This window comes from Bacillus sp. SORGH_AS_0510 (assembly GCF_030818775.1).
Lineage (GTDB): Bacteria > Bacillota > Bacilli > Bacillales > Cytobacillaceae > Neobacillus.
This window is the reverse complement of record NZ_JAUTAU010000001.1, coordinates 3051124-3073008: the sequence shown is the minus strand read 5'-3', so window position 1 is coordinate 3073008 and position 21885 is coordinate 3051124. Positions and strand designations below refer to the sequence as shown.

General features: G+C 36.6%; 27 protein-coding genes and 1 riboswitch. All 27 genes read left to right on the top strand.

Going from position 1 to position 21885, the window contains the following annotated elements:
- The first annotated feature begins 141 nt into the window (after positions 1-141).
- Entirely contained in the window at positions 142-417 is a 276-nt protein-coding gene (gene flgM, locus QE429_RS15810) for a flagellar biosynthesis anti-sigma factor FlgM (protein WP_307288270.1), read from the top strand.
- A gap of 11 nt (positions 418-428) precedes the next feature.
- Complete coding sequence (locus QE429_RS15805) at positions 429-914, top strand: flagellar protein FlgN (RefSeq protein ID WP_307288268.1); 486 nt, start codon at positions 429-431, stop codon at positions 912-914.
- A gap of 26 nt (positions 915-940) precedes the next feature.
- The gene (flgK, locus tag QE429_RS15800; protein ID WP_307288267.1) at positions 941-2386 is read left to right on the top strand and encodes a flagellar hook-associated protein FlgK; all 1446 of its coding nucleotides are present in this window, start codon (positions 941-943) and stop codon (positions 2384-2386) included.
- A 10-nt stretch (positions 2387-2396) separates the two neighbouring features.
- Positions 2397-2591, top strand: a complete 195-nt coding sequence (locus QE429_RS15795; protein ID WP_307288265.1) for a flagellin N-terminal helical domain-containing protein — start codon at positions 2397-2399, stop codon at positions 2589-2591.
- Entirely contained in the window at positions 2551-3288 is a 738-nt protein-coding gene (locus QE429_RS15790) for a flagellin N-terminal helical domain-containing protein (RefSeq protein WP_307288263.1), read from the top strand. Before QE429_RS15795 ends, QE429_RS15790 begins: the two co-directional genes overlap by 41 nt.
- Before the next feature lie 139 nt (positions 3289-3427).
- The gene (locus tag QE429_RS15785; protein WP_307288262.1) at positions 3428-4054 is read left to right on the top strand and encodes a flagellar brake protein; all 627 of its coding nucleotides are present in this window, start codon (positions 3428-3430) and stop codon (positions 4052-4054) included.
- Between the two features lie 323 nt (positions 4055-4377).
- Positions 4378-5271 (top strand): hypothetical protein, encoded by an 894-nt coding sequence (locus QE429_RS15780; RefSeq protein ID WP_307288260.1) that lies wholly within the window; start codon positions 4378-4380, stop codon positions 5269-5271.
- 196 nt (positions 5272-5467) lie between these two features.
- On the top strand, positions 5468-5848 hold the full coding sequence (gene fliS / locus QE429_RS15775) for a flagellar export chaperone FliS (RefSeq protein ID WP_307288258.1): 381 nt from the start codon (positions 5468-5470) through the stop codon (positions 5846-5848).
- 14 nt (positions 5849-5862) lie between these two features.
- On the top strand, positions 5863-6210 hold the full coding sequence (locus tag QE429_RS15770; protein ID WP_307288256.1) for a flagellar protein FliT: 348 nt from the start codon (positions 5863-5865) through the stop codon (positions 6208-6210).
- 211 nt (positions 6211-6421) lie between these two features.
- Positions 6422-6505, top strand: a riboswitch (cyclic di-GMP riboswitch).
- A gap of 151 nt (positions 6506-6656) precedes the next feature.
- Positions 6657-6971, top strand: a complete 315-nt coding sequence (locus QE429_RS15765; protein WP_307288254.1) for a hypothetical protein — start codon at positions 6657-6659, stop codon at positions 6969-6971.
- A gap of 22 nt (positions 6972-6993) precedes the next feature.
- Positions 6994-7662 carry a glucosaminidase domain-containing protein gene (locus tag QE429_RS15760; RefSeq protein WP_307288252.1) on the top strand — a complete coding sequence of 223 codons (669 nt, stop codon included), beginning with the start codon at positions 6994-6996 and terminating at the stop codon, positions 7660-7662.
- Between the two features lie 156 nt (positions 7663-7818).
- Positions 7819-8211 carry a flagellar basal body rod protein FlgB gene (gene flgB / locus QE429_RS15755; protein WP_307288251.1) on the top strand — a complete coding sequence of 131 codons (393 nt, stop codon included), beginning with the start codon at positions 7819-7821 and terminating at the stop codon, positions 8209-8211.
- Positions 8212-8216: 5 nt separating this feature from the next.
- Positions 8217-8666 carry a flagellar basal body rod protein FlgC gene (gene flgC / locus QE429_RS15750; RefSeq protein ID WP_307288250.1) on the top strand — a complete coding sequence of 150 codons (450 nt, stop codon included), beginning with the start codon at positions 8217-8219 and terminating at the stop codon, positions 8664-8666.
- A 12-nt stretch (positions 8667-8678) separates the two neighbouring features.
- Positions 8679-8978, top strand: a complete 300-nt coding sequence (gene fliE, locus QE429_RS15745) for a flagellar hook-basal body complex protein FliE (protein WP_307288249.1) — start codon at positions 8679-8681, stop codon at positions 8976-8978.
- A gap of 31 nt (positions 8979-9009) precedes the next feature.
- Positions 9010-10608 (top strand): flagellar basal-body MS-ring/collar protein FliF, encoded by a 1599-nt coding sequence (gene fliF / locus QE429_RS15740; RefSeq protein ID WP_307288247.1) that lies wholly within the window; start codon positions 9010-9012, stop codon positions 10606-10608.
- 5 nt (positions 10609-10613) lie between these two features.
- The gene (fliG, locus tag QE429_RS15735) at positions 10614-11624 is read left to right on the top strand and encodes a flagellar motor switch protein FliG (protein ID WP_307288245.1); all 1011 of its coding nucleotides are present in this window, start codon (positions 10614-10616) and stop codon (positions 11622-11624) included.
- Complete coding sequence (locus QE429_RS15730; protein WP_307288244.1) at positions 11608-12438, top strand: FliH/SctL family protein; 831 nt, start codon at positions 11608-11610, stop codon at positions 12436-12438. The genes fliG and QE429_RS15730 overlap by 17 nt, the downstream gene beginning before the upstream one ends.
- Complete coding sequence (gene fliI, locus QE429_RS15725) at positions 12419-13744, top strand: flagellar protein export ATPase FliI (protein ID WP_307290847.1); 1326 nt, start codon at positions 12419-12421, stop codon at positions 13742-13744. The genes QE429_RS15730 and fliI overlap by 20 nt, the downstream gene beginning before the upstream one ends.
- Positions 13741-14175, top strand: a complete 435-nt coding sequence (fliJ, locus tag QE429_RS15720) for a flagellar export protein FliJ (RefSeq protein ID WP_307288243.1) — start codon at positions 13741-13743, stop codon at positions 14173-14175. The genes fliI and fliJ overlap by 4 nt, the downstream gene beginning before the upstream one ends.
- 13 nt (positions 14176-14188) lie before the next feature.
- Entirely contained in the window at positions 14189-15046 is an 858-nt protein-coding gene (locus QE429_RS15715; protein ID WP_307288242.1) for a MotE family protein, read from the top strand.
- A gap of 26 nt (positions 15047-15072) precedes the next feature.
- On the top strand, positions 15073-15639 hold the full coding sequence (locus QE429_RS15710) for a flagellar biosynthetic protein FliO (RefSeq protein WP_307288240.1): 567 nt from the start codon (positions 15073-15075) through the stop codon (positions 15637-15639).
- Positions 15640-15644: 5 nt separating this feature from the next.
- Complete coding sequence (gene fliP, locus QE429_RS15705; protein ID WP_307288239.1) at positions 15645-16391, top strand: flagellar type III secretion system pore protein FliP; 747 nt, start codon at positions 15645-15647, stop codon at positions 16389-16391.
- Between the two features lie 16 nt (positions 16392-16407).
- Entirely contained in the window at positions 16408-16677 is a 270-nt protein-coding gene (fliQ, locus tag QE429_RS15700) for a flagellar biosynthesis protein FliQ (RefSeq protein ID WP_307288238.1), read from the top strand.
- Positions 16678-16680: 3 nt separating this feature from the next.
- On the top strand, positions 16681-17457 hold the full coding sequence (gene fliR / locus QE429_RS15695; RefSeq protein ID WP_307288236.1) for a flagellar biosynthetic protein FliR: 777 nt from the start codon (positions 16681-16683) through the stop codon (positions 17455-17457).
- Between the two features lie 2 nt (positions 17458-17459).
- Positions 17460-18554 (top strand): flagellar biosynthesis protein FlhB, encoded by a 1095-nt coding sequence (gene flhB, locus QE429_RS15690; protein ID WP_307288234.1) that lies wholly within the window; start codon positions 17460-17462, stop codon positions 18552-18554.
- Positions 18551-20584, top strand: coding sequence for a flagellar biosynthesis protein FlhA (flhA, locus tag QE429_RS15685; RefSeq protein ID WP_307288233.1), 2034 nt, complete (start codon positions 18551-18553; stop codon positions 20582-20584). The genes flhB and flhA overlap by 4 nt, the downstream gene beginning before the upstream one ends.
- Positions 20581-21885, top strand: a complete 1305-nt coding sequence (gene flhF / locus QE429_RS15680; protein WP_307288232.1) for a flagellar biosynthesis GTPase FlhF — start codon at positions 20581-20583, stop codon at positions 21883-21885. The genes flhA and flhF overlap by 4 nt, the downstream gene beginning before the upstream one ends.

Genomic DNA, 21885 nt, shown 5'->3' with positions numbered 1-21885 from the left:
TAATGAAATATCCAATATATTTTGATACAATTAGAAGGATATGTGCGTTTTTAACACGAATAAAAATTAATTCTAAAAGTAACTAAACTTTTAATAAAATCTGCCGATAAATAAGAATAAAGGAATAGGAGGGAACTAGAAATGAGAATAAATGATACGAAATTTGGTTTTTATTCCTATCAAAATCAAGCGAACCGTTCAAATACAAATCAAACAACAAAAAAGACATCTACTTCTGCAGATGTAAGTATTTCTTCGCGTGGACGTGAAATCTCTCAAGCAATGGTGTCTGAGCAAGCACAACGTCAACAACGCATTCAAGAACTAAAACAGCAGATTGCTGATGGTACCTATAAAGTCGATAGCAATAAGATTGCTGAGAAAATGACTGCTTTCTGGAAAAATACTTCAATCTAGGAGACGAGAAGATGGATTCCCTGAACACACTTATTCAAAGCTTAGAAACAATGGTCGATGCACATTCACGATTACTAGATTTGGCCAAAGGGAAAAGGGACATGCTTGTGAATGGGAATATTCAGGACCTGCAAAGCCAAATTCATCGAGAAGCTCTATGTGTAGATGAGATTCAAAAGCTGGAACAGATTAGAATGCAAAAAGTTCAAGAGTTTTTCGAGAAGAAAGGAATCAAAGGCGATTCCTTTACATTAGAAGAATTAATAAAGCTACAGTATGATAATCAAATTAAAGTTAAATTGACATCCATCGCAAAACAATTGCGCAGTTTAATTCAGGAAATTTCTCAGATTAATGAGAACAACCAACAATTGATACAAACATCTCTATCATTTATCCAATATTCTATTGGAATGTTTGCTAAGAAAGAACCGGCCATTGGTTATGGTCCAAATGCTAAAAATCGGTATACAAGCATGTTAGATGCTAAGATTTAGAGTTTTACTTTTTAGGAGGATTTGTCATGACATCAACGTTTCATGGGATTGAATTAGGAAAACGAGGACTAGCGGCTCAACAAACAGCCCTTTCTACCACTGGGCATAATATTGCGAATGCAAATACTACAGGGTATACACGTCAACGGGCAGATATGATTGCCACAAAGCCAGTTTCCATCCCAGGCATGCAAATCCAGTTAGGAACCGGTGTAGAGGTAGATCAGATCGCCCGATTACGTGAAGATTATTTGGATGTTCAGCTCCGTGGCGAAAATAAGAGTTTGGGTTACTGGGAAGCAAAAAGTGATACCCTTACCAAAGTGGAAGAACTATTAAATGAACCTTCCGATGATGGTTTAGCATTTACAATGGATGAATTTTGGAAGGGTTGGGAAGAGCTATCGAAAAATCCTGATAGTGCTGCCGCCCGTGCCGTTGTTAGCCAAAAAGGGGTAGCAGTAACCGAAACTCTTAGACATATATCCGCATCATTAAATCAGATGCAGGATGATCTGCAATTGGTCATAAAAGCAAAAACGGATTCAGTAAATTCCTTTGCATCACAAATAGCAAGCCTGAATGATCAAATTGCTCGGCTCGTTCCAAACGGATATCAGCCAAATGATCTTTACGATCAGCGAGATGTATTGATCGATCAGCTTTCTAAACTTGTAGATGTAAATGTTTCACCTCCTAATAAAAAGACAGGTGTGGTAGATATCTCTGTTGGGGGAGTACTGATGGTTTCTGGGAAAACAGCGAGTACTTTAACAGTAGATACTTCTGGTGGCGTCGTTGATCCAGCCAATATCAAAATTGGAAATACACAAGTAACCTTAAATTCTGGTGAATTATTGGGAAGAATCGAGTCATATGGAATTGTAGGCGGCGGTGTAAAATCTACCATTCCTACAATTCAAGAGAAAATAAATAATCTAGCGATGACATTTGCCAATGCTGTTAATTCTGTTCATGAACAAGGAATGAACTTAGAGAATATTAGCGGAACTTCAACTAATAAAGTACCATTCTTTATTGGGACAAGTGCAGGTGATCTAGCTGTGAACCCAGCTATTTTAAACTCTCCTAGTTTGATTGCTGCGGCTAAAGAGGAATCAGCCGGACAGTCATCAACCGGTAATGGTAAAAATGCTCAGGATATTGCGAATATTAAATTTACAGCTCTTACGTTTCCTGGAATAAACGCGACTGCCGATGACTATTACCGAAATATTATTGGTCAGCTCGGTATCGATTCGCAGGAAGCACAAAGAATGCAAAGTAATTCTGAAGTGATTATTAATCAAGTAGAAAACCGTCGTCAGTCCGTATCTGGAGTATCATTGGATGAAGAGATGGCAAATATGATTAAGTTCCAACAGGCTTACAACGCTTCAGCACGAATGGTAACAGTTGTGGACCAGTGTTTGGATAAAATCATCAACGGTATGGGCCGAGTAGGCTTGTAGGGGGGATAACATGAGCTTACGTGTCACTCAAAATATGTTGAATCAAAACCTATTATTTAATTTACAAAGAACCAACAAGACGATGGACCAATTACAGGAACAAGTATCCTCTGGCAGGAAAATTAACAAGCCATCAGATAACCCCTGTAACCGCCGTACGAGGTATGTTTTACCGTTCATCTTTAAACGAAATCGATCAGTATAAAAGAAATGCTGATGACGGACTCTCTTGGATGACAACAACGGATGAGGCGCTAGATGAGGTCACATCCGTGCTTCAACGGGTGAGGGAGCTTACTTTACAAGGCTCAAATGGAACCAATAGTGAAACAGATCGTAATGCAATCGCTGAAGAAATTAGCCAGTTAAAAGAGCATTTAGGAGAGATTTCAAATTCGCAGATTGGCGGTAAATATATCTTTGCCGGCACGGATGTAAAAACTCCACCGTATGATGCTTCAGCTAAACAATTTACTAACGCTAACAATGAAAAACTAGAGTTAGTGGTGGGCCAAAATAATACGGTTCAAATTAATGTGAAGGGTATCGACATCTTCAACAACGATGGAGCAGGTGGTATTTTTAAAGTACTCTCGGATATTGAATCCGATTTCCGCTCTGCTACACCTGGTTCAACAGATCATATTGCACAACTAGATGGTCAAATGGACAACCTTCTCAGACATCGTTCTGAATTGGGGGCACGGATGAACCGAATGGAGTTAAGTATTTCTCGTATAGATGGACTTGAGGTGTCTACGACACGCCTACTATCAGGTGAAGAGGATGTAGACATGGCGGAAGTTATCACGAATCTGAAAACTCAAGAGAATGTTCAACGTGCGGCTTTATCAGTTGGTGCACGTATCATTCAGCCTTCATTAGTAGATTTCTTACGTTAATTACATTAAGGCAGCACAATTTATTGTGACTGCTTTTTTTATGTGATTTTATCATTTACCTCTTAACTTTTATTACCAATTACCGATATAATTAGAGAATGTTAATTTTTTCTATAGAAATAGACACCAGGAGGACTTTATGTATCCAAAAGTGAACCAAAACATAATGATTGATATTATGGACTATGAACTATCCTGTAGGTCCAATATTGCTGAGATTGGCCAATCCGAGATACTTATCAGTATTCCACTAGATCGTGAGATTATTGGTTTGATATCAGTAGGGATAAAATTAGAAATTTCCTATCTCACTGGAGAAAGTAAATTTCAATTTACAACAGAAATCCTTGGCAGAACGAAAGATACCATTCCCTTATTACGCTTAGCAAAACCAAAGGAAAATGAGATCATAAAAATCCAGCAAAGAGAAAATGTTCGGGTCAATTCCAATTTACGTTTAATGATAGAAGAAAATGAATTACATACTATCAATATTAGTGCTGGAGGCGTACTATTCTCCTCCAAACTAGATTCTTCCTTTTATCAAGACGAAGAGATTGCAGGAACATTATTTGTGCCCGATGCACGTAGTAAAGAAATCGATTCTGTACCGTTTAAGGGTAAAGTTATTCGAGTGAGTTTGATGAGAGAAATTGAAAGAAATTATGTTGCGCTTGAATTTACTTCCATCAAACGGCCAGACCAAATGAAAATCATCCAACATTGTTTTGAAAAACAGCGACAGATTCGTTTGAAAGTGCGCTAAGTATCTACATAAAAGCCTTCTCGTTTCAAAATGAGAAGGCTTTCTCTTTTATTTTTCAAATTTTCTCTGTTATTTATCAAACTACACGTTTACAGATAATTACAAATTTTATATAATTAACATATTGATGTAAATTGTAACAATTATTTATTTTGATGAAAAGACACCCATAAAAAATTCATAAGAACGAATACATATAGTAAGAGAACAAACCAATAGTGTTTTTGGGATGACAAATGATTTTGATAGATGTATGATTGTAGTTTAGGTTTTATGTTTTGTACCAATCGTTCTTTTCTAAAAATCATGTAGGAGGTATTCTTATGAGTTTGAAATCCGCATTATTTGAGCTTAAAGAGTCATTAACGAACAAGGAATTAGGACAATCAGAAGAGTCTTTCATTCATGAGTTGGAAAATAAAAACAAATTAAGTAATGGATCACTAGTCTTTTATTTTAGCAATTTGATGATGTTCCATATGAATGAAAATAATCAAAATACATTAGATTCAAAAAAGACAAACCGAAAATGGACTAAAAATGAAATTTCATTTATGTTTCAATATATTAGAGACCGCCAAGACGAGGGTGCATTGAATATTACAGAGATTCTAGAGGAAACAGCAGACTTGTTGAATCGAGGTTATCAATCTGTAAACTATAAATATTATTCAACTCTTAAGTCCCATGAAAAAGTTCAAAAAGCCAATCAAAATGGCATTCAGTTCACAACTATTAATGAGCGCAATGTACCAGTAATTTCAATTGAAAAATTGGATGATACGCCACAGATAGCACAAATTCAAAACACTCCATCATTACAAGACGGTGATTTGTTAGATATTCTATCCGGTCTTATTACCAATGTCCAACAACTGCCCGGTCTAAATTTACATGAAATGTTAAGAGGCTTATACCAATTAACCAATATGGCTCTTCAAAACCAAGAAGCTCTTCAACAAATGGAGACGATGAAATCAACCATCAACCATGAAAAAGAAGCACTTAGGGAAAAACTGGTTAAGAAAGAACAACAACTAAGGTTAGAGAAAAAACGAAATGACGATTTACAGCTAGAAGTTTCTAAGCTTGCACGAGAGATTACTGCATTTAATAAGTTAGGGGATGCAGCTAAAATACAGAATCTTAAATCCTATAATCAAAGACTTAACTATATTATTGATGGATTTGGCATTGTCCTTCAAGTTGGAAGCTAAGGAAAAACGAAGGAAAGATACTCCATTTTAACAATGGAATATCTTTTTTATATATTTTCTAAAGTGGAGGAATATATTAACTTATCCAAAAAAATCAAAATGATTCAAAATACATCTTTTTGATGGACTTAACTTTTTTTCTTACTATCCGATAATCATAAAAACAAGAAATGCATGTAAAGAAGGAGAGTTAATAATGGTTTTAAATAATCCTTACCAAGCCTATCAAAAACAAGCTGTCACTACGTCAAAGCCAGAAGACCTTACATTTATGTTATATGAAGGATTAGTTAAATTTATACGACTATCAAAAGCTGCCTTGCAGGATAGAAGACTAGAACAAAGTAACACTTATAATTTAAGAGCACAAGATATTTTAAGTGAATTAATGGTAACCTTAAAAAAAGAATATAGTATTTCTGAACAATTACTACCGATGTACGACTTTATGAAATCACGATTGATTGAAGCGAACCTTAAGAAAAGTGAGGAAATACTTGTTGAAGTAGAAGAGTTTGCCGTGGAATTATCAGAAACTTGGGCGACTGCCATGAAACAAGTTAAAACTAATAGCTAGGGTCTGAATTAAAAATGAATGAATTGCTTAAGAAGATATATGAAGTGACAGTAGAGATGTGCCACCTATTAAAAGAAGAAAATTATGAGGAATTTGAAAAACTTTTAGACGATCGAAATACACTTATGTGTAAAGTGGATGAATTAAAAAATAGTGTAAATGGTTATGTTTATTCATCATCAGAGTTAAAATTGTTAAAAGACACATTTCAACTAGATCAGGAATTCGCTCCTTTACTTGAAAAAAAATTGTCTGAAACAAAAATTCTCATCAATCAACAAAAGAAGCAAAAACTCGTCTCTCAACAGTATAGGAACTACACTAAACAAACGAATGGTATCTTTTTAGATTCAAAAAGGTAAATTTGTCATAGAAAATGTCGAAAAAAGTAAATATTATTTGTAGTTTTTAACAAAATATGACAAAAAACTAGGTGAAACACCTTTATATTCTATAAATTAGGACTAAATACCTAGTTAATTCGACAAAATTAGGTAAAAAGTCGGGTATTCTATATTGTTAAAACATTCTATTATTTGATTAGAGATTATTTAGTTACAAGAAAACATTGAATCTCGATCAAGGCAAAACTGATGAAAATCAGTGACGCAAAGCTAAAGGGGCTAAGGGAATATACTATGCCAGCCAGTTGCCTAATAGATAGGGTGTTTTTCCTAGGTATAAAATGTCTACATAGGTATAGGACTTCTATACCCTCTGAAAGATATTTTGTCTGTTAACCCCCCTTCTGAAAGGCGGGGTTATTTTTATGTCCTTTAACATGGGGGTTAAGGAGAGGAAAAAAAGAATGTTCCTACAACAGATAAAGACAGACGAACATGTCAACAACAAGATTTTAGATTTAATGGAATTTAAAAAGAGGAAACCATTGTTTAAGCATCCGATTAAGATAACACTTGGATATCCAATCAATTGTTCCTATTATATTGTGAAAAATATTGTTTATATGGGAAAGCAGATTCTTGCAATGAAGCAAGAAGAGGATACAGATACGATTGTTTTAGTTGAAGGAAAAATTGAAAATGGCCAATTAACTTGCATTTCAATGCTTACTGAGGATTGTTTAGTAGATGTAAGTAGAATGCTAGACGGCGCGATCTAACCCATAAGAAAGGAGCTTACCATTGAAAATAGGTGATGATTGGTTTACCAAAACGATGTTAACAAGTACGATGTCAAGAAACGAAAATTTAACTACACAGGTAGGGACAAATAGTTCAGACTTTGCAAACCTTTTTACATCGGTCTTAAATGAATTAATGAAAAATGAAATACCAACGGCAATCCAACCTTCATTGCCTTCCTTCTTAGAAAATATGACCATTACTAATGAGGGTTCAAAATTAGGGGAGGATTCGTTATCTTCTTTTTCAGGAGAACCGTTACGATTTCAGTCCATTAATGCTGATAAAGTTGATGAAGTGCTTGGCGGTAAGTTAAAAGGAATGGGGGAAGCATTTGTTCAAGCTGGACAGAGATTTAATGTGGACCCTGCATTACTTGTAGCAATTGCACAGCATGAAACAGGAAATGGAACATCAAAAGCAGCTTATATTAAGAATAATATCGCTGGTATGATGGGCAAAAATGGATTAAAGTCATACTCCTCTATTGAAGAAAGTATCATGGACATGGCCCGAAATTTAAGTAAGAACTATCTTGGACAAGGGCTGACAACCATTTCAAAAATTGCAGGTAAATATGCCCCTGTTGGTGCAGATAATGACCCTAATAACCTTAATCATCATTGGGTTTCAGGTGTAAGTAAATTTTTTAGTCAATTAAAGGTTTAATTCAATCTCAAAATGTTCTATAACAAAAATTTCCTTTGTAAAAAAGTGTAGATTAATAGACCTTTTTTATAGTATATTGATGATTGAATGTTGATAATTTTGTTGATATTTATCAAAAAATATCAAATTTTACGAGTGGAAAGGAGGAGGGGCATTTTGACAAATATTAACCTCCTACAAAAGGCATTAGATGCTTCCAGTTTACGCCAACAGGTGATTTCAAATAATATATCAAATGCTGAAACTCCAGGATATAAAACAAAACAAGTAGTGTTTGAGGATATCTTTAAAAAATATTTAAGTAATCAAACAAGTTTTGAAGGAAATCGTACAAATAGTCGTCATTTAGTAATTGGCAAATCATCATTTATACCTTCAGCCAGCATTGTGGAAAATACAAATTCAGTTATGCAGAACAATGGAAATAACGTTGATATCGATGAAGAGATGACAAATATGGGGAAAAACTCCCTTTGGTATTATACACTGACCGAACAAATTAACAGTGAATTTCAACAATTGTCCATTGCTATTAAAGGAAGGAGCTAAGGAACATGTTTGATTCGTTAAATATAAGTGCCTCAGCATTAACAGCTCAGCGTTTACGAATGGATGTAGTTTCTTCCAATATTGCGAATGCGGAAACCACTCGAGGTACATATGTCAATGGCAAATGGGAACCATATCGTCGAAAAATGGTAAGCATGGAGCCTAGAGAGAAGTCCTTTAACCAAATACTACAAGGGGCAATGGAAAAACAATCGCAATCACAGTTACAAGGAGTAAGGGTTACTGGAATCGTTGAGGACAAGACCCCATTCAAAACGGTCTATGACCCAGCAAATCCAGATGCAAATCCTGATGGATATGTGATGATGCCAAATGTTGACCTGTCAAAGGAAATGGTAGACATGCTTGCTGCGTCTAGAGCATACGAAGCGAATGTTACTTCATTTAACACTGGCAAATCGATAATGTTAAAAGCGTTAGAAATTGGACGTTAGGAGGATACATAAATGAACGTTTCCGGTATAAATAGTGGATTAATCAAAATTAATCAAAATCCAACTCAAAATGTTGAATCAAATTCGACTACAACCTCCTTTTCTAATGTACTAAAAGGGTATTTGGAAAATGTTGATACAACTGTTAAGCAAGCTTCCGATCTTACTGTCAAAGCTGCGGCAGGGGAAATAAATAACATACATGATGTAACCATTGCATCACAAAAGGCGAAGGTAGCTCTAGAATTAACCGTTACTGTACGAGATAAAGCAGTAGAAGCATATCAAGAAATGATGCGGATGCAGTTTTAATAGAATGATAGAAAGCTGGGCAGGGTGAGAGATGAAACGATCATGGACAGATCAACTTAAACATACAGGGGAGCAATTTGGAAGCTGGTGGAAATCCAAGAGCTCAAAACAAAAAGGACTCATCGTAGGGACATTTTTATTTCTAATAGTTGCCCTCTCTACCTTTATTTTTTTTGCGTCAAGACCTCAATATGTACCGTTATATACTGGCCAATTATCTCAAAGGGAAGTTGGAGACATAAAAGCAGAATTGGACAAGGAAGGCTATACAGGGTATAAACTTTCTGACACAGGTACAAGTATAGAAGTTCCTAAAAAAGATGCACCGGATTTGTTAGTTAGTCTTGCTGCAAAAGGGTATCCCAAAGATAACAAAATCAACTATGATATTTTTGGACAAAATCTCTCGTTTGGAGGGACTGACAGACAGTACGATATTCTTGAACGTGAAGCAATGCAAAACCAAGTTGCAGAAGTAATTAAGCATGTAGATGGAATTAAAAATGCTGAGGTAATAGTAACTTTACCTGAAAATTCAGTGTTTATCCGACAAGAGGATGAACAAAAAGCTAGTGCTTCAGTGATGGTAGAGGTTGAACCAGGTGCAAAGCTAAGTTCGCAGCAAATTAAGGCTCTCTATACATTGGTTTCTCGAAGTGTTCCTAACTTGCCAGTAGAAAACATCACGATAATGAACCAATATAGTGAGACTCTGGCGTTGTCTGAAACTGATGATGAGGAACAAGCACTTGATAAATATGATGAACAACGGAAAGTACAACAAAATGTCGAACGGGATATTCAACAGGACCTTCAGAGTTTACTAGGAAACATTCTAGGGACAAACAAAGTGTTCGTTCACACATTTGTAAAAATGAATTTTGATAAAGTCAAAACAGAAGAAAAATTAGTTAAACCAACGGATGACAATAATAACGGAATCGCCATCAGCTCAGAAAAAACTTCTAAGACTTATAGTGGGTCAGGCTCAAATGCCGGTGGGGTAGTCGGAACAGGCGAAACCGATGTACCTGGATATGTAGGATCTAATTCTGGTGGCGATAGCAATTATGAAGAGTCTGAAAATAGGGTCAATTATGAAGTTAATAGAATTAATAATGAAATCATCAAAAGTCCTTATCAAATAGAAGATATTACAATCAATGTGGGTGTGGAGCCGGATTCAGCCAAATCCAATACTCTATCAAAAGCAACACAAGATAATATCAAAAATATTGTGGCGAATACAGTACGGACGGCGCTTGGACATCCGAATTTAAGCCAAAAAGAGATTGATCAGCGAATCACTGTTTTTCCACATACATTTGCAACGAATACAGCTAAGCAAATCGGATCTTCGCAAAATTGGCTGTTAATCGGATCAGCAGCTGCTGGAGGACTCCTTTTACTTGGGGGACTGATTTGGATGTTGTTACGGAAAAGAAGACAAAAGCAAGAGGAACTCGAGGAACAAATGGAATTCTCATCATCTGCAAACGTTAAAGAACCAGAAGAATATTTTGCTGAGCAAGATATGAGTGTGGAAAGTCAATTGAAGAAGCTTCTTGAACAAAGACCGGAAGATTTTTCAAAAGTTATTAGAACATGGATACACGAAGAGGAGGTTTAAGTCCCATGGCTTCAGCATTAAAGTTGACTGGAAAACAAAAAGCAGCGATATTGCTTATTGCGATGGGCAAGGAGGGTTCTGCAAAGGTATTTAAGCATTTACCTGAAGAAGAAATTGACCAGATAACCCTAGCGATTGCTAATATCCAGAAAGTAGATCAAAAAGAAAAAGAAGAAGTTTTGAAAGAATTTCATGAAATGTGTATTGCACAAGACTTCCTGCAAATGGGTGGCATTAGCTATGCACAAGATGTATTAGAATCTGCATTAGGGAAAGAGCGTGCGCAGGAAATTATCTATCGCTTAACGACTCAATTACAAGTGAAACCATTTGATTTTGCTCGACGTGTGGATGCCATGCAAATTTATCATTTTCTTCAAAATGAACATCCTCAGACGATTGCATTGGTGTTAGCACACTTGGAGCCGCAGCAATCATCCATGATTCTTTCTTCCTTGCCTGAAGAATTACAATCGGATGTTGCAAGGAGAATAGCAGTACTAGAACAAACTTCCCCTGAAGTCATTAAGGAAGTTGAAAACATTCTTGAACAAAAACTTGCATCTACCATCCGTCAAGACTTTACAGTGGTTGGTGGAATCGAGTCCATTGTAAGCATCCTTAATGGTGTGGATCGAACAACTGAGAAGACCATTCTTGAGCAGCTTGAATCGAACGATCCTGAATTAGTAGATGAAATCAAAAAACGTATGTTTGTCTTTGAAGATATTATTACGTTGGATCGTCGTGCCATTCAGCGTGTGATTCAAGAAGTCGAAAATCAGGACCTACTTCTTGCTTTGAAAGCTTCAAGTCCAGAAGTCAAAAAGGTCATCTTCGAAAATATGTCACAACGTATGGTCGATACGTTCGAAGAGGAAATGCAATACCTTGGGCCAGTTAGAGTTAAGGATGTGGAAGAGGCTCAAGGAAGAATTGTTTCTATTATCCGTCGTCTAGAAGATTCTGGCGAGGTAGTCATTGCTAGAGGTGGTTCGGATGACGTCTTATTCTAAGGTGTTTAAGTCTTCTAATTTATCCGTCCTTGATGAAAAAAAAGTCATTTCGCAACCAAGGATTATTTTTAATCGAAATGACCACGATTCCATTCATTCACAGCATCAAGAAACCAGTGATGCTGTGTTTCATGATAACCTAAAGCAAATCATTCAAGAGGCTGAAGAACAAGCTAAAGCTATCATTGAAAATGCAGAGTATCTAGCCCGCTTACGTGAGAAGGAAGCAGAAGAAAAAATTAGTCAATGGTGGGACGAAAATCATCAGAAACTAGAAATTTTATCTGTTGAAGCGGAACAAAAGGGATTTCATGAAGGGTTCACTACTGGCAAACAAGAAGCAGAGTTTGAAATATTAAGAGAATACCAAGGAAAAATGGATCAAGTACAAGCCTTACTGGAACAGGCATATGATGAAAAGTCTACCATCATTGCAGAAGCAGAACCTTTTTTACTTGAACTTAGTACTGTAATTGCCACACATATTATTAAGACAGAATTAAACAGTAATCCCAGTCAGTTTGTTGAATTAATAAAACAACACATCCTACGATTTAAAGAAAAAGAATTTATTACTGTTTGTGTTCACCCTGATGATTTTGAGTTTATCCAATCACAACGACCGCATCTGGTAGCTGTAGTTAATGGAGAAACAGAAATCAAAATCATTCCGGACCATTCCGTTTCTTCTAAAGGGTGTATTATTCGAACCGCATATGGCAGTGTTGATGCACGGATTGATACACAAATTGAAGAAATTAAAAAGGTGATTTTAGAAGCGAGAAGGGAGCCCGATAGTGGTGCTTTCAGTTAAAAACTATGCCAAACTCATTCGCAGTGTGGATCCGGTAAGGGTAAATGGAAAAATAACACAAATTATTGGATTGACTATTGAATCACAAGGGCCAGATGTAAGAATTGGTGAATTGTGCTCTATTTACCCAACCAATTCACAAATTCCCATTCAAGCAGAGGTCGTCGGGATTAGAGAAAATAAAGTACTGCTTATGCCGCTTGGTGAAGTACGATCAATTGGTCCTGGTTGTGATGTTGTCGCAAGTGGGAAGCAAATGATGGTAAAAGCAGGTCGACAGCTTTTAGGGAGGATACTAGACGGTCTTGGTCAGCCGATTGATGGAAAACCATTACCATTAGGGTTAGAAGAAGTTCCTACCCATGCGATACCGCCTAATCCACTCACTAGGCCCCGGATTCATTCACCACTTGGGGTGGGAGTTCGGACAATTGATGGATTACTAACGATGGGAAAAGGTCAGCGGATGGGTATTTTTGCAGGGAGTGGTGTGGGTAAAAGTACACTCCTTGGAATGATATCAAGGAACACGACAGCGGATGTAAATGTAATTGCCTTAATCGGCGAAAGAGGTCGGGAAGTCCTCGATTTTATTGAACAGAACCTAGGTGAAGAGGGTTTAAAGAAGTCAGTTGTAATTGTAGCAACATCCGACCAGCCAGCACTCATTCGAATTAAGGGCGCTTTAACAGCCACTTCCATTGCAGAATATTTCCGTGATCTTGGAATGAACGTAATGCTAGTAATGGATTCTGTTACTCGGTTTGCTATGGCACAAAGGGAAATTGGCTTAGCTATCGGTGAACCTCCAACAACCAAAGGTTATACGCCTTCAGTTTTTGCCATGTTGCCTCAGTTATTGGAACGGGCCGGAACTGGGCCAAAAGGATCCATTTCTGCTATCTATACGGTCCTTGTAGATGGTGATGACATGAATGAACCAATAGCAGATGCAGTTAGAGGAATTTTAGATGGACATATTGTGTTAAACCGCTCAATTGGTGCAAAAGGAATTTTTCCTGCTATAGATGTTTTAAACAGTGTTAGCCGTGTAATGACTGAAATCACCTCTGACGAACATCTACATGCAGCAAGAAATTTTAGAAACCTATTAGCTTCCTATAATCAGGCAGAAGATTTAATTAATATTGGGGCATATAAAAAGGGGTCAAACCGTGAAATAGATTTGGCTATACGATTAAAGCCGCAAATGGATCATTTTTTAAGGCAAGGAATCTATGAAACTTCTAACATAGAGGATGCGGAATCCTTCTTAACATCACAATTTGGAGCGATTATGCGATGAAATTTAATTTTTCCTTTCAAAAAGTGCTTGATTTTAAAGAAAATGAGAAAGAAATGGCGCATCAAGAATATGGCACTGTGAAACTAGAACAATCCAAAATTGAGGAACAAATAGAAGGTTTGGAAATGGTAAAAGATGAGATTTTTTCTCAGTATAATCAAGTCCATCGCAAAACAGTTTGGGAGCTTTTAGAAGTACAACAAGAAATTGAACATGTAAATCTTCAAATGAAACGATTGGAAAACCAATCAAAGATAATTCATCAAAAAGTGGAAGAAAAACATCAATTGCTTATTGAAAAAGCAAAGGAAGCAAAGATGTGGAACCAGTGGAAAGCTAAATCCAAGGAAGCTTTTCAGAAACAAATGGATCGAGAAGAGCAAGCCACGTTAGATGAGATGGCCATCCTTCGATACTCTCGAAGGATTTGAGGAGAGAGACAAAATGGAAGAAAAGCACCGGTCAAAACTAGCAAATATTTTTTACATTGGTATTATTCCTTTAATCTTTACGGTTATCTTAGTTTCTTTTTTATTAAATTTCATGGGTTTTCCTGTGGTAAAGACTTTTAAAGAATGGGGAAATGCACTTCCATTAATCAATCAGTTTATTGATGATCCTCCTTCTGCAGAAGCACAAAATCCTGATAACTCAGATGAATGGAAAAATAAATACTTAAAAAGTCAGTCAGATGTGAAAGTGTTAGATCAAAAACTATCAAAAATAAAAAAAGAATTAAGCTCTAATCAAAATGATCTAGAAGAATTAAAGCAAGAGAATATGGATTTACAAAGGCAATTAAAAGAAAAAAAATCACAACAGTCTAAAGTAGAAATGAAGCAAGTAGCTGATATCTACACAAATATGTCCGCATCAAAAGCAGCCGCTATCTTTGAAGCTATGCCTTTGGAAGATGCTGCACTTACGATTAGGATGCTGGACCAAGAACATCAAAGCAGTATCATTGGGGGAATAAAGGATCCGAAAAAAGCGGCAGAAATAACGATGTTGCTTAAAGAAATTGCCTCAATTAGCGAGACAGAATCCTTAACTTTTGAACAGCAAGTACATGAACTTGCATTACAACATGAGAATCCAACAGAAACTTTATCAGAAACCATTGCAGGAATGCCTCCCACTCAATCAGCAGTGGTTATTCAATCAATGATGGGGACTAATTCAATAGTAGCTATGGACATTTTGAAAAAAATCAGTACCAATAGCCGTGCTCAAATTTTAACTGAAATCACCAAAATTGATGCTAAATTAGCGGCACAAATTACTGGGGAATTAAATAAGTAGAAATAACTCCAAGGAAGGAGACAATCATGAAACGCACCATGTTGTTTTTTGTTATGTTTTTTTATCTATTTTCTTTTCAATCCACAAGTTTTGCCGCTGGTTCATCATCAGGCGGCGATCCTTCCGTCTATGAATCTATCCAAAAGGGGGATAATAAAACCTCCCCTACACCGACTACAGTCGAGGATAGCCAATCAACCTCTTTATTTCCCTTACTAATTAAATTTATTATCTCGTTTATCTTGGTAATTGGTCTTTTATTCTTATTATTACGTTTTTTATCAAAACGAGGAAACATATTGCAAACAAATGGGCCTGTTCTCCCTATAGGTGGTCATACTCTTGGGAATAATCGTTCGGTGCAACTCTTACTAATTGGCCAAACCATTTACGTGGTTGGAGTGGGTGATGATGTTACATTGATACGTACAATTTCTCAAGGAGAAGAATATCAACACCTCCTTGAAAGCTATGAAAGTCAAGCTACTGATGGTAATACACCTAAATGGTTTCCTAAGGATTCTAAGAAAATTTGGGATTCTGTATTTCGAAAACATTTACAAAAAATGCATCACGAAAATGGAGAGGAGTAGGGACAATGAAACGAAAAATAGCCATCCTTGTTCCACTTCTTTCACTTGGTTTTATTTCTGTGGCACACGCTGCAAGTCCGACGGGGACCATTTTGCCTGGGATTGATTTAGGTTCAAGCGATCCAGATAAAGTATCTAACACCATGCGTATTATTATGCTGATAACGGTACTTTCAATTGCTCCAGCGATTCTAGTTTTAATGACGAGTTTTACTCGCATTATTGTAGTTTTTGGGTTTGTACGAAATGCCTTGGGGACTCAACAAATACCTCCAAACCAGGTTTTAATTGGATTATCGTTATTTATGACATTCTTTATTATGGGACCGACATTTTCAGATATAAACCATAACGCACTTCAGCCTTATTTGGCTGGAAAAATGACACAACAGGATGCTTTTGAGTCGGCAAGTGAGCCATTAAAGGAATTCATGGCTAAGCATACTCGTGAAAAGGATTTAGCACTCTTCATGGATTATGCCAAAATGAAAAAGCCAGACCAAATAAAGGATATTCCGCTAACGGCATTAGTACCTGCTTATGCAATTAGTGAACTGAAAACCGCATTTCAGATGGGTTTTATGATTTTTATACCTTTCCTAGTCATCGACATGATTGTATCTAGTGTCTTGATGTCAATGGGGATGATGATGCTCCCGCCAGTAATGATTTCACTGCCATTTAAGATTCTATTATTCATTTTAGTAGATGGATGGCATTTAATTGTTAAATCATTGCTCGTGAGTTTCTAGAAAGGGAGTGTAATCTATGTCTACCGAACTAATCTTAAAAATCGCTCAAGAAGCGATTTATACCATTCTCATAGTAATCGCTCCAGTAGCTGGAATAGCTTTAATAGTTGGGTTAATAGTAAGTATTTTTCAAGCTACCACTCAAATCCAAGAACAGACACTAGCATTTGTTCCGAAAATTGTGGCTGTATTCTTATCTATTCTTTTTTTTGGGCCATGGATGCTGCGTCATGTTCTTGACTTTACTCAAAGTTTATTAGGCAATCTTTCTCAGTTTGTGGGGTAAGCGATGAGTATCGATGCTTCTATTTTGTGGACCTTTTTACTCGTTTTTGTACGCATCACCACATTCATGGTCACAGCTCCATTATTTTCTGGGCGTCAAGTACCAACCCAATACAAAATAGGTTTTAGTGTATTCCTAAGTATTCTATGCGTTGGTTTGGTAAAAGAACCTGTTGATTCCCTCCCAGAATCAACGATTGTTTTACTAATATTAAAAGAATTCTTGGTAGGAATCATACTTGGATTGGTAGGAAATATTTTGCTTTATGCCGTACAAATGGCAGGGTCAATAATGGATGTTCTCATTGGATTTTCTATGGCTAGTTTATTTGATCCTACATTTGGAACAAGCGCCCAACTTACAGGGCGTATGCAGAACGCCATTGCATTATTAGTATTACTGGCTACCAATGGACATCACCTATTAATAAAAGGAATTCTTTCCAGTTTTGACTGGATTTCATTGCAAACTACCATACCAGCATTTACAGATGGGAAGATCGCTACATTTTTATTGGAATGTTTACAACAAATGTTTTTGATAGGTTTCATGATGGCAGCACCTATAATAGGGACATTGTTTGTCGTTGATGTTGCTTTAGGTATTATTGCAAGAACAGTACCACAAATGAACCTGTTTGCCGTGTTTCCACCTATGAAAATATTAATCCATTTTCTTATATATATTTTTGTTCTGCCTAGTTTCTTTTATTTATTAAAAGTACTTTTTGAAAATATGTTTGGTTCAATGTATTCCATCATGAAGCTCATGGGGGTGTAAGGATGCTTCTTCGTTTAGATTTGCAATTATTTTCAGGAGAAAAAACAGAAAAAGCAACGCCTCATAAACGGCGGGAGGCGAGGAAAAAAGGACAGGTCGCAAAGAGTCCTGAAGTATCTTCTGCCCTTACACTTCTGCTCAGTTTCGGGTTTTTCATGATAGGTGGAAAGAGTTTTATAGAGGGATGTTTAGACATCTACCGTCACAGTTTCCAGGAATATTTACTTTGGGATCTATCAGATTCAAGCTCAAAGCTATTATTTAACCAACTTCTGTGGGATGTCACTAAATTAGTCGGCCCCATTTTTGCTATTGTTCTTGTTACCGGTGTTCTTGCAAATTATATTCAAGTTGGTTTTATGTTTAATCTTGAGTCAATCAAAGTGAATTTTGGAAAAATTAATCCACTACAGGGTGCAAAACAAATTTTTTCCCTTCGCTCTATTGTTGAATTAATTAAATCTATTCTGAAGATATTGATTACATCAGTCATTGTCTTTTTTATGATTTGGAATCAAAAAAACGAATTATTTTCTATAGGTGAAAAAAGTCTATTTGATTCTGCGAGATTAATTGGAGCCTTAACTATAAAAATTGGGATAACGATAGCCGCCTGCTTAATTGTATTGGCAGCTGCTGACTATTTCTATCAATGGTTTTCTCATGAGAAGAAAATTAGAATGTCAAAACAGGAAATTAAAGATGAACATAAAAAAATGGAAGGTGACCCTCTAATTAAGGGGAAGAGAAGAGCCAGACAGCAGCAATTGGCTATGAACAGAATGATGGCAGACCTTCCGAAAGCGGATGTGGTCATTACCAACCCAACGCACTTTGCAGTTGCCATTCGTTATGATATTAAGACGATGGAAGCTCCAGAAGTCATTGCCAAAGGAAAAGATCATATCGCCTTAAAAATTAAGGAAATTGCAAAGCAAAATAAGATAATGACAGTAGAAAATAAACCATTGGCTCGTGCTCTTTTTGCAGCAGTGGAAATAGGCCAGCCAATACCGGAAGAACTGTTCAATGCAGTAGGGGAGATTTTAGCATATGTATACTATCAAGAAGGTCGGTATAAGGGGATGATGGCATGAAAATAAAAGAGTTTTCCGTATTCATTGTTGTCATTTTGATCGTTACGATGATGATCATTCCACTGCCAACATTACTATTGGATTTTCTATTAATCTTCAACATCTGTGTTTCATTGATGATTTTATTAGTAGCAATGAATACGAAAGAACCATTAGATTTTTCGATATTTCCAACAGCATTATTGATTACAACTTTATTTCGACTAGCACTAAACGTGTCTACTACCCGGTCTATTTTATCCAAGGCTGATGGTGGGAAGGTAATTGAAACATTTGGATCGTTTGTAATTGGTGGGAGTCCAGTTATCGGTTTTATCGTCTTTTTAATTCTAGTTGTCATTCAATTTATTGTTATCACAAAGGGTTCGGAAAGGGTAGCAGAAGTAGCAGCTCGATTTACGCTGGACGCGATGCCTGGTAAACAAATGAGTATTGATGCTGATATGAATGCAGGATTGATTAGTGAACAAGATGCTCGTGCAAGACGTAGAAAGATTGAAATGGAATCAGATTTCTATGGAGCGATGGATGGTGCCAGTAAATTTGTAAAAGGAGACGCGATTGCAGGGATTATTATCCTACTAATCAATGTTATTGGCGGTTTTATTATCGGTATGTCCATTCATGGAATGGGATTTGCCGAAGCTGCGAGTACATTTACTTTATTATCTGTTGGGGACGGATTAGTCAGCCAGGTGCCTGCATTATTGATTTCAACTGCGACTGGGATCACTGTTACACGTGCTGCTACTGACGGAAGCCTAGGTACAGATATAATGCACCAAATTTTCAACTATCCTAAACTGCTGTATATTGTAGCCATTACTATTTCTTTGTTTGGATTATTTACGCCAATTGGCCTTTTTTTGACACTTCCTGTGGCTGGAATTCTAGCTTATGGTGCGTATTCCATACAAAAAACGGCTAAGAAAGAAGAACTTTTAAATGAGCAAGTGGAAATGGAAGCGGCAGAAGATGATATTAGTAATCCAGAGAAAGTGATTAATTTACTTCAAATTGACACGCTTGAACTGGAGATTGGCTATGGGTTAATTCCACTGGCTGATCAAAAACAAGGCGGTGATATTCTTGATCGCATTGTCATGATACGAAGGCAATTTGCACTTGAATTAGGATTGGTCATTCCTACCATTCGTATTCGAGACAATCTACAGTTAACACCAAACCAATATGTCTTAAAGTTCCGCGGAAACCGTATTGCAGATGGAGAAGTGTACCTGGATCATTTTCTAGCCATGAATCAAGGGGGAGAAGGAGAAGAATTAGATGGTATTCAAGTGATTGAACCAGCATTTGGACTCCCTGCAACTTGGATTAGTATGGAAGCAAAACAAATGGCAGAACTGATGGGATATATGATTGTTGATCCGCCTTCTGTCATTGCTACTCATTTAACAGAGGTCTTGAAGCAATATGCTTATCAGCTGCTTCGTAGAGAAGAAACGAAAGAATTAGTAGAGAATCTAAAGGCTACGCATCCAAATTTGGTGGAAGAACTTGTTCCAAGTTTACTTTCAGTTGCAGATATCCAAAAAGTTTTACAAAATCTATTGCGCGAACAGATATCCATTAGGGATTTAGCTTCTATCTTTGAGACTCTAGCAGATTATGCTGTGTATACGAAGGATCCAAGAGTTCTAACAGAATATGTACGCCAATCCTTAACACGTCAGATAACGGAGCAATATTCAGAAGGCGGCGTGATTAATGTTTTAACTGCCGGAGCCACTTTAGAGAAAGGGATCTCAGATTGTATTCAACAATCCGAAGCAGGAGGATACTACCTTTCAATTGATCCTCAAACTTCAAGAAGAATCACAGAAGTCTTACAAGAACAAATTGAAAAGGTCGTTAAGGCTGGGGGTCTTCCTATCTTCCTAACGTCACCTAATATTCGAATGTATTTGAAACAATTTGTTGATAAAATCATGCCGACAGTCCCTGTTCTAGCTTATACGGAGCTTGAACCTAATATTGAGATCCAAAGTATTGGAGTGGTTAATATATGAAAACCAAAAAAATTGTAGCAGATTCTATGCCCCTTGCTTTAAAAATGGTACGACAGCAATTAGGTGAGAACGCCATTATTGTCAATACAAGGACAATCAAAAAAGGCGGCGTATTTGGTTTATTTTCTAAACAAAAATATGAAGTTACTGCCTATGCTTTAGATAAAGAAAGTCCTAGTTCTGAACCCAAATTTTCCTTGGAATTAAAGGATAAGATTGAAAAACCACCCCTTAATATAAACAAAACAGTAATGAAACCTGAGGATGTAGAAGAGACAGGATCTGGCTTCCATAGGAATCCACAAGGACTATATAATTTTTATTCCAAGAATTCAGTTGATACAGAGCATCCTGTTACTACCAAAATCAGCAAGTCCCAACAGAATGAAAAAATGGTTTCTTCGCAAACGAAGGCTTTGGAAGACCAAAATCCTTTACTAGATGAATTACAGCAGATGAAAAAAATGATGATGACCTTCATGATGAATGGAAAACATGAAGATGGAATTCCCTCTAATATGAACAAATGGGTCACCCGTCTAAAAAAGCAGGGTGTTGAAGAGGAAGTTGTAGCAGATATTGTTAATCGTATTTTAGTAAAATATGAGTCAATTGTAGATTTGGCAGACGATAAAATTGAGACGGAACTTTTCTCCATCATTACAGAAATAATTGAACAGAAACTGCCCGTCTCGAATAGTATTCATGAGAGAACAAGGATGATTAATATCATTGGACCTACTGGCGTTGGAAAAACAACATCCATTGCAAAATTGGCAACAGAACAAGTGCTAAAGCAAAAACGTAGAGTGGCAATGATTACTACAGATGTTTATCGAATTGCTGCTGTAGAACAACTAAAAACCTATGCCGGCATCCTAAATGTACCGGTTGAAGTAGTACGTACTGCTGATGAGTTAGGGTCGTCTCTTAAAAAACTAGAACATTATGATTTGATTTATATGGATACAACCGGGCGTAATTATAAAGAAGTGGAATATCGTGAATCGATTAATCAATTTTTAAACCATCCTCTTGAAAGCGAAAATTATTTGGTATTAAGTATGACCACCAAATATGAAGATATGGAAATTTTGTTACATGAGTTTTTAGAAAGTCCAATTAAAAAACTAATCTTGACAAAATTTGATGAAACGACTAGCTATGGATCCATTCTCAATATTGCCTATAAATATCCATATCAATTGGCCTATATTACGAATGGTCAAAGTGTTCCAGAAGATATTACGAACGTCGATGCGACATTGCTTGCGAAATACTTATTAGGGAAGGAAATGTAA

What these genes read in the sequence shown, in the direction of transcription:
- fliJ (WP_307288243.1), top strand. Translation starts at nt 13,741, where the DNA reads ATGAAATTTAATTTTTCCTTTCAAAAAGTGCTTGATTTTAAAGAAAAT.
- QE429_RS15770 (WP_307288256.1), top strand. Translation starts at nt 5,863, where the DNA reads ATGAATGAATTGCTTAAGAAGATATATGAAGTGACAGTAGAGATGTGC.
- fliS (WP_307288258.1), top strand. Translation starts at nt 5,468, where the DNA reads ATGGTTTTAAATAATCCTTACCAAGCCTATCAAAAACAAGCTGTCACT.
- fliR (WP_307288236.1), top strand. Translation starts at nt 16,681, where the DNA reads ATGAGTATCGATGCTTCTATTTTGTGGACCTTTTTACTCGTTTTTGTA.
- flgK (WP_307288267.1), top strand. Translation starts at nt 941, where the DNA reads ATGACATCAACGTTTCATGGGATTGAATTAGGAAAACGAGGACTAGCG.
- fliF (WP_307288247.1), top strand. Translation starts at nt 9,010, where the DNA reads ATGAAACGATCATGGACAGATCAACTTAAACATACAGGGGAGCAATTT.
- flhB (WP_307288234.1), top strand. Translation starts at nt 17,460, where the DNA reads ATGCTTCTTCGTTTAGATTTGCAATTATTTTCAGGAGAAAAAACAGAA.
- fliQ (WP_307288238.1), top strand. Translation starts at nt 16,408, where the DNA reads ATGTCTACCGAACTAATCTTAAAAATCGCTCAAGAAGCGATTTATACC.
- flgC (WP_307288250.1), top strand. Translation starts at nt 8,217, where the DNA reads ATGTTTGATTCGTTAAATATAAGTGCCTCAGCATTAACAGCTCAGCGT.
- fliP (WP_307288239.1), top strand. Translation starts at nt 15,645, where the DNA reads ATGAAACGAAAAATAGCCATCCTTGTTCCACTTCTTTCACTTGGTTTT.
- QE429_RS15785 (WP_307288262.1), top strand. Translation starts at nt 3,428, where the DNA reads ATGTATCCAAAAGTGAACCAAAACATAATGATTGATATTATGGACTAT.
- QE429_RS15710 (WP_307288240.1), top strand. Translation starts at nt 15,073, where the DNA reads ATGAAACGCACCATGTTGTTTTTTGTTATGTTTTTTTATCTATTTTCT.
- QE429_RS15805 (WP_307288268.1), top strand. Translation starts at nt 429, where the DNA reads ATGGATTCCCTGAACACACTTATTCAAAGCTTAGAAACAATGGTCGAT.
- QE429_RS15730 (WP_307288244.1), top strand. Translation starts at nt 11,608, where the DNA reads ATGACGTCTTATTCTAAGGTGTTTAAGTCTTCTAATTTATCCGTCCTT.
- QE429_RS15715 (WP_307288242.1), top strand. Translation starts at nt 14,189, where the DNA reads ATGGAAGAAAAGCACCGGTCAAAACTAGCAAATATTTTTTACATTGGT.
- fliG (WP_307288245.1), top strand. Translation starts at nt 10,614, where the DNA reads ATGGCTTCAGCATTAAAGTTGACTGGAAAACAAAAAGCAGCGATATTG.
- QE429_RS15780 (WP_307288260.1), top strand. Translation starts at nt 4,378, where the DNA reads ATGAGTTTGAAATCCGCATTATTTGAGCTTAAAGAGTCATTAACGAAC.
- QE429_RS15795 (WP_307288265.1), top strand. Translation starts at nt 2,397, where the DNA reads ATGAGCTTACGTGTCACTCAAAATATGTTGAATCAAAACCTATTATTT.
- flhA (WP_307288233.1), top strand. Translation starts at nt 18,551, where the DNA reads ATGAAAATAAAAGAGTTTTCCGTATTCATTGTTGTCATTTTGATCGTT.
- flhF (WP_307288232.1), top strand. Translation starts at nt 20,581, where the DNA reads ATGAAAACCAAAAAAATTGTAGCAGATTCTATGCCCCTTGCTTTAAAA.
- QE429_RS15765 (WP_307288254.1), top strand. Translation starts at nt 6,657, where the DNA reads ATGTTCCTACAACAGATAAAGACAGACGAACATGTCAACAACAAGATT.
- flgM (WP_307288270.1), top strand. Translation starts at nt 142, where the DNA reads ATGAGAATAAATGATACGAAATTTGGTTTTTATTCCTATCAAAATCAA.
- QE429_RS15790 (WP_307288263.1), top strand. Translation starts at nt 2,551, where the DNA reads ATGTTTTACCGTTCATCTTTAAACGAAATCGATCAGTATAAAAGAAAT.
- fliE (WP_307288249.1), top strand. Translation starts at nt 8,679, where the DNA reads ATGAACGTTTCCGGTATAAATAGTGGATTAATCAAAATTAATCAAAAT.